General features: G+C 66.2%; 12 protein-coding genes. 7 read left to right on the top strand and 5 right to left on the bottom strand.

The window, feature by feature from the left end:
- Positions 1-16 precede the first annotated feature (16 nt).
- A complete protein-coding gene (locus tag CXY77_RS13720) occupies positions 17-1,114 on the bottom strand; it encodes an alpha/beta fold hydrolase (protein WP_104130250.1) in 1,098 nt (365 codons plus the stop codon).
- 194 nt (positions 1,115-1,308) lie between these two features.
- Between CXY77_RS13720 and CXY77_RS13725 the strand changes: the two genes are divergently transcribed.
- Positions 1,309-2,382 (top strand): alkene reductase, encoded by a 1,074-nt coding sequence (locus CXY77_RS13725; protein ID WP_104130251.1) that lies wholly within the window; start codon positions 1,309-1,311, stop codon positions 2,380-2,382.
- 117 nt (positions 2,383-2,499) lie between these two features.
- Here the strand turns inward: CXY77_RS13725 and CXY77_RS13730 are convergent, their stop codons facing one another.
- Positions 2,500-3,699, bottom strand: a complete 1,200-nt coding sequence (locus tag CXY77_RS13730) for an aminotransferase class I/II-fold pyridoxal phosphate-dependent enzyme (RefSeq protein WP_104089441.1) — start codon at positions 3,697-3,699, stop codon at positions 2,500-2,502.
- A gap of 147 nt (positions 3,700-3,846) precedes the next feature.
- Here CXY77_RS13730 and CXY77_RS13735 point away from each other — a divergent pair, with 147 nt between their 5' ends.
- The 5 genes from CXY77_RS13735 to CXY77_RS13755 all read left to right on the top strand — a co-directional run bounded on the left by CXY77_RS13735 (position 3,847) and on the right by CXY77_RS13755 (position 9,730).
- The gene (locus tag CXY77_RS13735; protein WP_104130252.1) at positions 3,847-5,538 is read left to right on the top strand and encodes a S1C family serine protease; all 1,692 of its coding nucleotides are present in this window, start codon (positions 3,847-3,849) and stop codon (positions 5,536-5,538) included.
- A 139-nt stretch (positions 5,539-5,677) separates the two neighbouring features.
- Positions 5,678-6,733 carry a glycosyltransferase family 2 protein gene (locus CXY77_RS13740; protein WP_369827299.1) on the top strand — a complete coding sequence of 352 codons (1,056 nt, stop codon included), beginning with the start codon at positions 5,678-5,680 and terminating at the stop codon, positions 6,731-6,733.
- Positions 6,734-6,737: 4 nt separating this feature from the next.
- Complete coding sequence (locus CXY77_RS13745; RefSeq protein WP_092341500.1) at positions 6,738-7,562, top strand: CDP-alcohol phosphatidyltransferase family protein; 825 nt, start codon at positions 6,738-6,740, stop codon at positions 7,560-7,562.
- Positions 7,549-8,436, top strand: a complete 888-nt coding sequence (locus tag CXY77_RS13750; protein WP_092341499.1) for a glycosyltransferase family 2 protein — start codon at positions 7,549-7,551, stop codon at positions 8,434-8,436. The genes CXY77_RS13745 and CXY77_RS13750 overlap by 14 nt, the downstream gene beginning before the upstream one ends.
- Positions 8,437-8,455: 19 nt before the next feature.
- Complete coding sequence (locus CXY77_RS13755; protein WP_104130253.1) at positions 8,456-9,730, top strand: CDP-glycerol glycerophosphotransferase family protein; 1,275 nt, start codon at positions 8,456-8,458, stop codon at positions 9,728-9,730.
- A gap of 111 nt (positions 9,731-9,841) precedes the next feature.
- On the opposite strand, the gene CXY77_RS13760 is transcribed toward CXY77_RS13755, so the two are convergent.
- On the bottom strand, positions 9,842-10,687 hold the full coding sequence (locus CXY77_RS13760) for a hypothetical protein (RefSeq protein ID WP_369831305.1): 846 nt from the start codon (positions 10,685-10,687) through the stop codon (positions 9,842-9,844).
- A gap of 150 nt (positions 10,688-10,837) precedes the next feature.
- Between CXY77_RS13760 and CXY77_RS13765 the strand changes: the two genes are divergently transcribed.
- Positions 10,838-11,152 carry a helix-turn-helix domain-containing protein gene (locus tag CXY77_RS13765; RefSeq protein ID WP_092341497.1) on the top strand — a complete coding sequence of 105 codons (315 nt, stop codon included), beginning with the start codon at positions 10,838-10,840 and terminating at the stop codon, positions 11,150-11,152.
- Positions 11,153-11,154: 2 nt separating this feature from the next.
- Here CXY77_RS13765 and CXY77_RS13770 read toward each other — a convergent pair whose 3' ends face one another.
- Together CXY77_RS13770 and CXY77_RS13775 are read right to left on the bottom strand one after the other, a co-directional pair.
- Positions 11,155-11,898 (bottom strand): ABC transporter ATP-binding protein, encoded by a 744-nt coding sequence (locus CXY77_RS13770; protein WP_174774971.1) that lies wholly within the window; start codon positions 11,896-11,898, stop codon positions 11,155-11,157.
- 29 nt (positions 11,899-11,927) lie between these two features.
- Entirely contained in the window at positions 11,928-12,728 is an 801-nt protein-coding gene (locus CXY77_RS13775; protein WP_233197408.1) for an ABC transporter permease, read from the bottom strand.
- Positions 12,729-12,756 lie beyond the last annotated feature (28 nt).

Consider the following 12,756-nt stretch of genomic DNA (forward strand, 5'->3'; position numbering starts at 1 on the left):
GGTAAATACAAGGTTTTCAGGAAGTGCCCAGCTGACTCGAAGTCAATACGATCGGTAGTGGGGCCGCGAATTCGAGCCGCAGCAGCACCTCGAGCGGGCGCTCGATCTGACCGAAATGCCCGGCGCTGGCGATCGTGCTGATCACGCACTGCGGCACGACCGAACGGAGCTTTCGGTCGTCCTGGGCCGTGACGAACACGTCTCGGTCGCCGTGCACGGAGCGCACCGGGCAGCTGATCTGCGCCCAGCTTGCGGAGGCGTCGTAGGCGCCGGCACGGGTCGCCGCCAGCACGAAACCGGCCGGCCGCATCTCGGCGCCGAGGGCGGCGACCACGCTTGCATCGACGGCTTGGCCGTACCGAAACAGTGGAGCCACCAGGAAGCGCAGCAGGCCGAAGCGCGTGACCGCCCGTACCAGGTCGCGGCCGAGCGGGCCAGCGAGTTGCAGCATCCGCATGGTCTGGAACAGCGCTGAGAAAGCAGGCAGCGCAAAGAACCGGCGAACTGGGTGCCGAACGCTGTCCTGGACCGAAAACGAGGTGGCCGAGACCAGGCCGACGGATGCCGTGGCGCGCGTTTCGCTCGCCGCCAGCGCCAGTGCGATGAACCCGCCCATGGAGTGACCCACAACGTTCCAGCGTTCGTAGCCGAGGGAGCGCGCCAGGTCGGCGACCAGCTCGGCCATCGACTCGAGGCCGAGCGTCGAACGGTCGGCCGGAAGTGGCGAGTCACCCCACCCCGGCAGGTCGGGGATGATGAGATCGGTCAGGTCGCGGGCGGTCGCATCGGCGGCCTGAAGCAGGGGTGTCCAGGTGGTCCATGACCCGGCGGCGCCGTGCAGCAGGATGGTCGCGGTCGTACTCGCGCTGCGGCGTCCGTGCCGTACCGTGACCGTTCCGCCCCTAAGCCGCATGGAACTCGTGGTGAGGCCGAAGTGGCGGGCATCCGAGTCGAGCGGGAACGGGCTGTAGCCCAGCGCGGTGGCCGGTGGTGCCGGTTTTGGCCGGGCGGGAACGTGGGGGCCGGGGCGCGGACCGGGCTTCGGTGAGTCCAGAGCGCAGAGCGGTGACACGGCGTGGTTTCGGATCGCTGGTCGGGACATCAAGATGCTCATGGTGGTAGTTCGGTGCCGCAGACCAACCGGATTGCCCGCCTGGCCATCCAACTGCACGCGGCCGTCCAGCCAATTGACAGGCAGGAATATCGCGCGCCTGTGGCCCGTTGCTGCCTACGGGCACCCAGGATCCACCTAGTGCCCCCAACGAACGTGTCCGGTCTGATTGCCGGCTGATTGTGAAAGAAGTGCCCGTGAATCTCTTTTCTCCGCTGAACCTGGGCGACCTCGAACTCCCCAACCGTCTCGTCATGGCGCCGCTGACCCGCATCCGCTCCGGCCAGTCCGGTGTGCCCGGAGACCTGGTTGCCCTGCACTACACGCAGCGCGCCTCGCTCGGCCTGATCGTGAGTGAGGGCACCTACCCGAGCCACGCCGGCCAGGGCTTCCCCGGCCAGCCCGGGCTGGTCGAGCCGGAACAGTTGGCCGGCTGGAAAGCCGTCACCGACTCGGTGCACGCCGCCGGCGGTCGCATCGTCGCCCAGGTCATGCACGCCGGCCGGGTCACTCACGAGGCCACGAACGGCGGCTTCCCCGTCGTCGCGCCGAGCGCCATCGCCATCAATGGCACCACCCGCACCTACGACGGCAAGCAGGCTTACCCGGTGCCGCACGCGCTGACGACCGAGGAACTGCCCGGCATCATCGCCGAGTTCGTGCTCGCCTCGCAGAACGCCATCGCGGCCGGATTCGACGGCGTTGAACTGCACGGCGCCAACGGCTACCTGCTGCACGAGTTCTTGTCACCGGCCTCCAACGTGCGCGACGACTCCTGGGGCGGTTCACCCGAACGACGCGCCAGGTTCGTCATCGATGTCGTGACCGCCGTCGCCGCGGCGATCGGCGCCGACAAGGTGGGCCTCCGCATCTCACCGGAACACAACATTCAGGACGCGCTCGAAACGGATGCCACCGACCTCGCGGCCACCTATGGTGCCCTCGTCGACGGTCTGGCTCCGCTCGGCCTGGCCTACCTCAGCGTGCTGCACGCCGACCCGCGCGGAGAATTCGTGCAGAACCTGCGCATCCGCTTCGGCGGCGTGTTCCTGGTCAACAGCGGATTCGGCGCCATCACCGCGCGCGACGAAGCCCTGGCCCTGGTGCGGGACGACGTGGCCGACGCTGTGGTCGTGGGGCGCGCCGCCATCGCGAACCCCGACCTGGTGCATCGCTGGCAGAACGACCTTCCCGTGAACGACCCCAACCCGCTCACCTACTACGCCGACGGTGCCGAGGGCTACACCGACTACCCCGCTCTAGCGTCGTAACCCCGCGTCACCCCCACTCATGCGCTGGGGTGCATAACTCCTGCAATTCCTATGCCGTCAGCGAAAGTTCCGTGTCATTGCGGCGTTCAGAACCCGGTGTCGCAGAAATTGCAGGAGTTATGAACGGGAGAGGGCCGCCAGCTGGGCCGAGGCCTGCTCGAGCAGGGGCTCCTTCTTGCAGTAAGCGAAACGCACCAGGGGCGCGTACTCGGCCCGGTTGCCGGGGGAGCAGAACGCGGCTATCGGCACCGCGACCACCCCGGCCAGCCCGGGCAGCTTTCGGCACAGCTCGGTGCCATCGGTGAAGCCGAGCGGTGTCGCATCCGCCACGATGAAATACGAGCCCTGCGGCACACTGATTTCAAAACCGGCCGCCCGCAAACCGGGCGCCAGCACATCACGTTTGGCCTTCATATCGGCGGCGATTCCATCGAAGTACGCATCGGGCAGGCCGAGCCCCACGGCGATCGCCGGCTGGAACGGCGCCGCGTTCACGTAGGTGAGAAACTGCTTGACCGCGAGAATCGCCGTGACGATGGCGGCCGGCGCACTCAGCCAGCCCACCTTCCAGCCGGTGAGGCTGAACGTCTTGCCGCCCGAGGAGATGGTGACCGTGCGTTCCCACGCTCCCGGCAGGGTCGCGATCGGGATGTGCGGCGCGCCAAAGGTCAGGTGTTCGTAGACCTCATCGGTGACGACGAGTGCGTTGTGCTGGTGGGCGAGCTCCACGATCAGCTCGAGCGTTTCGCGGGGAAAGACCGCTCCGGTGGGATTGTGCGGATCGTTCACGATGATCAGCCGGGTGCGGTCGGTGACCGCGTCCCGCAGCGCGTCCAGGTCCGGCTGAAAATCGGGGGCACGCAGCGGCACGGTGCGATGGATGCCTCCGCCCAAGCCGATCAGACCGCCATACGCGTCGTAAAAGGGCTCAAAGGTGACGACCTCGTCTCCGGGCTCGATCAGTGCCAGAATCGTCGCGGCGAGAGCCTCGGTCGCTCCCGCAGTCGCCAGGATTTCGCTTCCCGCGTCGAGAGTCAGTCCGTAGAACCGCTGCTGGTGCCGGGCGATCGCCTCGAGCAGAATCGGCTGGCCTCGGCCCGGCGGGTACTGGTTCACTCCGTCGCTGATCGCTTGGCGGGCCGCCTCGAGCACCACGGCCGGCCCGTCTTCATCAGGAAAGCCCTGTCCGAGGTTGATCGCACCGGTGCGCGCGGCGAGAGCGCTCATCTCGGCGAAGATGCTCGCCGCAACGCTGCCGTCCGCGGCGAGAAGTCCGGCACCTCTGGCTGTGCGTTGCCAGGCGCCGGAAATGGTCAGGGCTGGTTCGACCCGTGAAGAGTGCTGCATGGTTTCCAAACTATCGCCTCGGCAACGTCTCGGCTTGATCATTGAATGCTCTCAGTGTGTACATATCGAACGTTCAGGTTTGGGCGCAAAGCTGGCAACGCTTGGAAGGAGCACCCGATGACTGACAACACCAATGATTCCGGCACCACCCCCGACAGGTCCGATGATGCCGCCGCTTTTGAAGTGAATGATTCCGGCGAGGCTACCCCGCCCAGCACACCACCGACGGTGCCACCGACCGACGTACCGGCCGCGCCCTCGGCCCCTACTGCGCCGCCATCGAACGCCGTACCGGTCGTTGCAGCACCGAGCCAGCCGGCAGCATCCGTTTCACCGGAGCCCGTCGTGAACGCATCCGCCGAGAACCGGCCCGCAGACAACGTCCCCGCTGACAGCTCTCCCGCCGCCAACCAAACGGTTGCCTACCCCACGGATTCCGACCCGACGGATGCCTTCGGTCGCCCGATCGAGACCCCGACAGCGTCGTCCTCCGCCTACGCCCCGAACGCCGTACCCCAGGCCTATGCGACAGCAGACTCCTACCCGACGGATGCCTATACCAGCCAGCCCTTCGCCGCTAAGACCAAGGAATCCGGTCGCCGCAAGGGTAGTGTCGCGCTGATCGCGGCCCTCGCCATTGGTGCGCTCGTCGGCGGTTCGTCCGGCGCCGGCATTACCGCCCTCATGATGAACGGCCAGAACAACGGTGTACCCGTCAGCCAGGCCTCCGGCCCGAGCAACGTCGTGGTGAACAACACCAAGAGCGTCAACCAGATCACCGCCGTCGCGGCCAAGGCCTCGCCGAGCGTCGTGACCATCGACGTGTCCAGCAGTTCAGCGGGCGGAACCGGCTCCGGCGTCATTCTCACCGACGACGGCTACGTGCTCACCAACACCCACGTGGTCACCCTCGACGGCGCAGCCTCCGATGTGAAAATCGAGGTCAAGAGCAACGACGGCAAGCTCTACGCCGCGACCCTGGTCGGCACCGACCCCATTTCCGACCTCGCCGTGATCAAACTGACCGACGCGAGCGGTCTCACTCCCATGACCTGGGGCGATTCCTCCGAGCTCAACGTCGGTGACAGCGCCATCGCCATCGGCGCCCCGCTCGGCCTCTCCGGCACGGTCACCGACGGCATCGTCAGCGCTTTGAATCGCAGCATCACCGTCGCGAGCTCGGCCGCCCCCACCTCGCCAGACACCACAACGCCCGACGAAGGCCAAAGCCAGAACCCGTTCTTCTTCGACTTTCCGAACCAGGACGGCACCCCGTCGCAGGGCTCGCAGGCCGCCACCGCCAGCATTGCGCTCCCGGTGATTCAAACGGATGCCGCCATCAACCCCGGCAACTCCGGCGGCGCGTTGCTCAACGGCAGCGGTGAACTGGTCGGCATCAACGTGGCCATAGCGAGCGCCGGCAGCACCACCTCCTCGTCGGCCGCCGGCAGCATCGGCGTCGGGTTCTCCATCCCGTCGAACTTCGCCAAGCGCATCTCCGACGAGATCATCGCCAACGGAAAGGCCACCCACGGCCTGCTCGGTGCGAGCGTGAAGGACGCGTCCAGTTCGACCAGCAGCACGGTTGGTGCGCTCATCAGCGAGGTCACCTCCGGTGGCGCCGCTGCCAAGGCCGGTCTGGCCGCCGACGATGTCATCACCAACTTCAACGGTGTGCCGATCACGGACTCGATCGACCTCACCGCGCAGGTGCGGGTGCTCCCGGCCGGCGGCAGCGCCGATCTCACCTACGTGCGGGACGGCAAGTCGATCACCGTCTCGGTCACGGTCGGCGAGCTCTCAAGCTAACCGCTCGCTTCTGTTCCTTCCCACATCGCGTCGCCGGCTCGCCGGCGGCGCGATGTGTTTGTCAGTGGGTGCGTACCACCGGGCGCACGGCCATTTCGTGGGCTGGTAGGCTCGATCGTCCTACCCAATAACCGGAAAGCTGGCCAGCCAGGTGCACCAACGTGGTACGGGTCTTCTTCCCGGGGTGTCGTATGTGATGCCCGTTCTCAACGAGGCGACGCACGTGCGAGCCGCCGTCGAAAGTCTGCTCGCCCAGGACTACCAGGGAACGTTCGAAGTCACTCTGGCGCTCGGACCGAGCATTGACGGCACGACCGAACTGGTCGAGGAAATGGCCGCCGTTGACGCGCGCATTCGGGTCGTAGCCAACGAGGTCGGATCAACTCCGGCCGGCCTGAACATCGCCATCCGTGCCTCCCAGTACGCGGTGGTCATCCGCGTCGACGCGCACTCCGTGCTGCCTCCTGAGTACGCCCGCATCGCCGTCGAGACCCTCGTACGTACCGGAGCAGACAATGTCGGCGGCATCATGGATGCCCGCGGCATCAGCGCATTCGAGCGCGCAGTGGCCCGCGCTTACGGCACCCGGATCGGGCTCGGTGGCACACCGCATCACGTTGGCGGGGCGGAAGGCGTCGCCGAAACGGTGTACCTCGGCTGCTTTCGCACCGAGAGCATCCTGAACGTCGGCCTGTTCGACGAGGGCGTCAAACGGGGCCAGGACTGGGACCTGAACCGTCGCCTCCGCGAAGCAGGCGGCACGGTCTGGTTCACCCCGAAACTGCGTGTGCTCTATCGCCCGCGGCCGACCCTGGCCCAGCTGGCCCGGCAGATGCTCTCGACCGGGCTCTGGCGCGGTGAGCTGGCCAGGCGGTATCCGGCGGCCAACGGCATCCGCTATTTCGTGCCGCCGGCGATGGTGCTGGGAGTGGCACTCGGACTGCTCCTGGGCATCGTCGGCGTGGTGCAGGCCGCCCTCGGTGCGGCGCCGTGGCTGCTGCTGGGCCTGATCGTTCCCGCCGGGTATCTGCTCATCGTGGTCGCTGCGACGCTCGCAGTTGCCCGGCCGGACGGATTTCGTGCGTCCCTCAATTTTCTCGTAGTCTTACCCTGCATTCACTTCTGCTGGGGGATCGGGTTCGTGCTCGGTTACCTGAAACTCACCAGCAATATCACGGCACACACGGGAAGGTGAGCAGATGACCAGTTCGCCGAATATCGCCCGCGACCCCGCTGTCAGGCCGGAGTCGATCGCGCATCTGCGCGCTGTCGCCCAGCCGCCGGAGGTGCGCCTGCGCGCCAACGCTGAGCACTGGACGGCGAGCCTATACCTGCGCGACCTGTCGCCGTACCTCACCTGGATGCTGCTGAAGACGCGTATCTCCGCTAACGGTGTGACCGCGCTGATGATCCTGGCCGGCTGGTCGACCGCTGCGGCCCTGCTGATCCCCGGAATCTGGGGGGCGCTACTCGCTCTCGCACTCAGCCAGGTGCAGATGCTCATCGACTGCTGCGACGGCGAGGTGGCGAGGTGGCGCGGTACTTCCTCGCCGGCCGGGGTGTTCCTGGACAAGGTTGGGCACTACTCCACCGAGTCGCTCATTCCCATCGCGCTTGGCATTCGGGCGGCCGCCTACCCGTTCGAATCGCCCGACGACTTTCTCTGGACCAGCCTGGCGCTGCTGCTCGCCCTGATCATCGTGCTGAACAAGGCGCTCAACGACATGGTGCACGTCGCCCGCTCCAATGCCGGCCTGACCAAGCTCGCCGATACCCACGGTGAGAAGACGCCCACCTCGAGCCTGATCGCCCGGGTGCGCCGGCTGGCCCGCTTCGTACCATTCCACCGGCTGTACCACTCGGTCGAACTGACCATGGTGATCTTCGCCGCGGCCGTGATCGGGTTGTTCGTCGGGCAGCCGCTCGTCGACCGGGCCGTGCTGGCCGTTCTGGTTCCCCTCGCTTTCTTGTCACTCATCGGGCATTTCGTGGCCATCATGGCGTCCAAACGTGTCCGTTCCTAACGAGGCCGTCCCGACGGTCGGTGTTGTCGTGCTCACGCAGGGCACCCGTCCGGTCGACCTCGACCGGGGCATCCGCTCGGTGCTGGCACAGCAGGGCGTGACGCTCGACGTGGTCTGTGTCGGCAACGGCTGGCAGCCGACCGAGCTGCCGGCCGGCGTGCAGACGCTCGGGCTCCCCAGCAACCTCGGCATTCCGGCCGGCCGCAACCGGGGGGTGTCGCGCGTCACCGGCGAGTACCTGTTTTTTCTCGACGACGATGCCAGCATTCCCGACCCGAATTTTCTGATCGAGGCGATCGGCAAGCTGCGCTCCGACCCGACGATCGGGCTGCTGCAGCCCCGCGTCGAAGACCCGGCCGGAATCGAATCGCCGCGGCGGTGGATTCCCCGCATCCGTAAGGGTGAAGCGACCACGCCCGGACCGGTGTTCTCGGTCTGGGAGGGGGCTGTGCTGCTGCCGCGCGCGGTTTTCGACGCGACCGGCGGCTGGGCCGAACCGTTTTTCTACGCCCATGAAGGAATTGAACTGGCCTGGCGGGTCTGGGACCAGGGCCGGGTCGCCTGGTATGCCGGCGACCTGGTCGCCAACCACCCGGTGATACTGCCCACCAGGCACGCCGACTACTACCGGCTGAACGCCCGCAACCGGGTCTGGCTGGCCCGCCGCAATCTGCCCGCCCTGTTGGTACCTCTGTACGTGGGCTCGTGGACGGCCATTCAGGTGCTGCGCTGGGCGCCCCGCAACCGGCCGGCGCTGCGCGCCTGGTTCGGCGGCTGGCGCGAAGGGTGGCAGAGCGATCCGGGGCCGCGGCATCCGCTCCGAGCCCGCACGGTCTGGCGGATGACCCGCGCCGGACGCCCGCCGATCATTTAACGGAAGGTAGTCTTGTTCGGTGGTAATTCGGAAAGACGTCAGGCGTGCAGTCAAACTGTTCAAGGATGTTGTGGCCTCCCGCAAGGCCCAACACAGACTCCAGGGTCCGCTGAAGGCGCGCGAGCTGCGCGAAGATAATCACTTCAAGATCGCCGTTTACTTTGCCGACGGGCCGGTCAACATCTACCAGATGCGGCAGTGGTACCAGCCGCTCGCCACACTCGCCAAGACCTGGCCGGTGCTCCTGCTCAGCCGTACCGGTGGCGGCACCCTCAAGCTCATGGATGAGTCACCGGTTCCCGTTGCCTATGTGCGCACGGTTCCACAGCTCGAGCAGATTGTGGCCGAGCAGGACATTCGCATCGTGTTCTACGTCAACCAGAACCCGCGCAACTTCCAGATGATGCGCTACGGGCGCTGCTGGCACGTTTTCATCAACCACGGTGAGAGCGACAAGATGTACATGATCACCAATCAGTTCAAGGCTTACGACTATTCCTTCGTCGCTGGGGACGCGGCTCTCGCCCGCCTGGACCGCGTGCTCTGGGACTACGACTTCGACAAGCGCGCCATCAAGATCGGGCGACCCCAGGCCGACTACTTCAGTGGTGAACTGCCGTACACGCCAGATGAACGCCAGGTCGTGCTGTACGCCCCCACCTGGGAGGGCGACCGGGGCGCTGCCGCCTACGGGTCAGTCGCGACCCACGGGGTCGCCCTGGTCACCGCCCTGTTGGCTACCGGCACCCACCGGGTCATCTACCGGCCGCACCCGCGCAGCGGTGTCGTCGACCACACCTACGGTGCCGCCAACAAGAGCATCATCGCCGCCATCGCTTCGGCCAACGCCCGCAACCCGCACGCGCAGCACGTCTACGACGCGGGCCCTGACCTCGGCTGGCAACTGGCTGCAGCGGATGTCGCCATCGTCGACATCTCCGCCATGGTCTACGACCGACTCGCCACCGGTAAGCCGCTCATCATCACCCGTCCGGTGAACCCGACGGCCGTGATCGACACCAGCGGGTATCTCTCGGACTGCGAGTGGTTGCACGCCGAGAACGCCGCCGGCATCGCGGCTGCCGTCGAACGGCTCACGCACGATGAGGCTGTGGTGGAACGCCTGCAGGGGTGGGTGCAGCGCTACTTCGGCGACACCACGCCGGGCGTCGCGACGGAGCGACTGCACGCGGCCGTTGCGCACCTGATGGAGGAGTGGGATCGGTTCGCGGCCGTGCATGACGCTGATATCGCGATTGTGCCCGATCCGGCGTCGATTCCCGACGCCGAGTAGTGAAGCGACGCGGCCAGGTGCTGCACGCGCGGTCCTCTGCTGCGCGCGCGCGTGGCAGGCCGGCAGCGCGAGCATCCGCTCACAGCGCGTGCAGCAGGCGGGCGCGCGACGCTACGTGGCTGAGGGATCCGTCGGCCACGAAGCGGATGCCGGCGGCGCGGTCGGCACGGCGGCCACCGACCTGCCCCGTCGCGTTTCGCGTACCGTGATCTCGCGCACCCGGGGCTCCAGATCCGGCTGAAAACCGGCCGGTGCCGGGCCGAAGGCGAGGCGTGAGGCGTGCATGACCTTGTTGCCCAGAATGTGGTTTCCGGCACCGCCGATCACGGCTCCGATGCCAAACGGCAGGGCCTTGCCGAGCAGGCTGCCGCTGCCGCGGGTGGCGAACTGGCGCAGAAAAGCACTCTTGAGCCGGTCGGTCAGCGGGCCGAGTATTGCGCGGGGCAGGCTGTTGGTGATGAGCTCACCCCAGTAGGTGTTTCGTGCGGTTCCCGAGCCGGTCACCTGCCCGGCGAGCTGCCGCACCAGATCGCTGCCCTCACGGCCGAGCATCATGGTCATGACGAGGGCGCGGGCTCGCTCCGGGTCTTCGACCGCGATGCCGTGTACCTCGCTCACCGACTGGGTGAACAGCGCGGTCGCCTCGAGAAAGCCGGCGGTCTCCACTCCAGACAGGGCGAGCGTGATGCCGGTGCCGACGCCGGGGATGACCGCGGTGGCGCCCACAGCCGCGCCGCCGGCCGTGACGGCTGCCAGATAGCGTTTTTCCAGAATGCGCACGATCTGCTCGGGGGAGGCGTAGGGATTGCGCCGTCGGATGCTGCGAATATGGGCGAGCACAACCGGTCGGTGAACGGCCAGAACCCGATCGAAGCCCCTGACGAACCCGTTCGGCAGCGCGCCGCCCTGTGGAGTACCGCCGGTCGACGACAGCATCGGTGTGCTCTTCCTGGCCATTGCTCGCTCTCCTCGGTTGCGTCTCGTTGAGTGTACGTGGTGCAGAGGGGCGCGCGTTGGACGCGCGGGCGGGCGCCGAACTACAAATACTATGTTTCGCCAAATGTCCACCCGCTAGTCAAGAGTCCTCTGTGCCACTACAACTGAGGAATGCTCGAGCCCAAATCAGAAGCCTCCCGACTGCTCGGCCTCCGCCTGCGGGAGCGCCGCCTGGCGCTCGGGCTCAATCAGGAGTCCGTCGCTCTGCTCGCCGGACTCAACGTTTCGAATTACGCCCGCATCGACCGGGGTCACGGCAACCCGACGATGTACACTCTTATTCGGCTGGCGGCCGTGCTGCAACTCGAATTGAGTGAGCTCGTGACCGGTCTAGCAGTTGAGCAGCTACCGCCGACTCGCGACGCCTACATCGCGATCGACTTTCGTCGTTCCCAGGAAGCTCTCGCGACTCGGCGACTTGGGTAGGGTCAGGCTGCCGGCTTGACGCCGTAGTCGGTGTTATAGCGTGCGAGCACGTCGGTGATCGGCCCGTCGAGCACCAAGTCCCCCTTGTCGAGGTAGAGACCGCGGGTGCAAAAGCGCCGCAGATCGCGCTCATTGTGCGAGACGATGAACAGGGTGCGACCACCCGCGAGAAGTTCTTCGATGCGGCGATAGCATTTCTCCCGAAAAGCCTTGTCGCCCACGGCCAACACCTCGTCGACCAGCAGAATGGGTTCTTCGAGCCGGGAGATCACCGCGAAGGCGATGCGCACCTTCATCCCGCTCGACAAATGCTTGTACGGGGTGTCGATGAAATCGGCGATCTCGGCGAATTCGATGATCTCGTCAAAGCGTGCGGCGATCTGCTTGCGGGTCATGCCGTGCAGGCCCGCGGTCAGATACACGTTGTCGCGCACGCTGAGGTCGTCGACAAACCCGCCGGTGATTTCGATCAGCGGCGCGACGCCCTCGATCACGTGCACCGTACCCGTATCGGGCAGCACAACGCCGGTGACGAGTTTGAGCAGGGTGGACTTGCCCTGCCCGTTACGCCCGACGACACCGATGGCTTCGCCCGGTTGCACGCTGAAGGTGACGTGCTGCAGGGCCCAGAATTCACCCGGCCGGCTGCGGCGTTTGCTGGCGCCGAAGAGATCCTTGAAATTGCGACGTCCGCGCCGATTCCTGCGAAAGCGGATGCCGACATCCTGTAGCGAGATCACCGGCATTCCTGGAATGGGCGCTTTCCCCTGGGCCACTAGATCTCCTTCAAAACGGCGCGTTCGGTGCGGCGAAAGACCAGGAGTCCGAGCCCGAGAAAAAGGAGGGACAGACCTGCGCTGATCGCGACCGCGAACCAGTCGAGTTGCTCGGGAAAGAACGCTGCCCGGTAGAGGCTGAAGATGCCGTTCAACGGGTTGAAGGCGGCCCAGAAGTGCAGTTCGGGCGGCAGGTCCGTGGTGCTGTAGATGATGGGGGAGGCGTAGAACAGAAAACGCAAAATGAGTTTGACGGCCCGCTCCAGGTCGCGAAAGAACACCACGAGTGGGGCGACCAGCAGGCCGACACCCGCGGTCAGGGCGGCCTGAATCAGAATGGCGAGGGGAAAGAACAGCGCGTCGGCGTTCAGCTCGGCGCCGTACAGAATGGCAAACAGGGCAAGCACCGGAATCGAGGCGAGAAACTCGATGCCTTTGGAGAGTACGAGGCGGTTCACCCAGATGGTGCGGGGGATGCGGGTGGAACGGATGAGCTTTGCCTCGCGCAGAAAAGCGCGGGTGCAGTCCGAGACGGCGCCGTTGAACCACATCCAGGGCAGCAGGGCGGCCAGCAGGAACACGATGTACGGGTCGGTGCCGACGTTTTTGTCAAACACCTGAGTGAAGACGAACCAGTAGATGCCGGCCATCACGAGCGGATCGAGAATGGACCAGAAGTAGCCGAGCACCGAGGTGGAGTAGCGCACGCGCAGGTCGCGCTCGGTCAGCAACCACAGCGAATGCCGATACCGTGCGATCGGCGTGCGCTGTTCTGGGCGCACCTGGGCATAACTACTCACGTGATCTATCGTATGGGAGCCTGACTTG

The sequence above is a fragment of the Cryobacterium sp. N21 genome (assembly GCF_002929575.1).
GTDB classification, from domain to species: domain Bacteria; phylum Actinomycetota; class Actinomycetes; order Actinomycetales; family Microbacteriaceae; genus Cryobacterium; species Cryobacterium flavum.

Bases quoted from the DNA above. Each gene is read 5' to 3' on its own strand.
- CXY77_RS13770 (WP_174774971.1), bottom strand. From the start codon at position 11,898: ATGCCGGTGATCTCGCTACAGGATGTCGGCATCCGCTTTCGCAGGAAT.
- CXY77_RS13745 (WP_092341500.1), top strand. From the start codon at position 6,738: ATGACCAGTTCGCCGAATATCGCCCGCGACCCCGCTGTCAGGCCGGAG.
- CXY77_RS13765 (WP_092341497.1), top strand. From the start codon at position 10,838: ATGCTCGAGCCCAAATCAGAAGCCTCCCGACTGCTCGGCCTCCGCCTG.
- CXY77_RS13760 (WP_369831305.1), bottom strand. From the start codon at position 10,687: ATGGCCAGGAAGAGCACACCGATGCTGTCGTCGACCGGCGGTACTCCA.
- CXY77_RS13735 (WP_104130252.1), top strand. From the start codon at position 3,847: ATGACTGACAACACCAATGATTCCGGCACCACCCCCGACAGGTCCGAT.
- CXY77_RS13720 (WP_104130250.1), bottom strand. From the start codon at position 1,114: ATGAGCATCTTGATGTCCCGACCAGCGATCCGAAACCACGCCGTGTCA.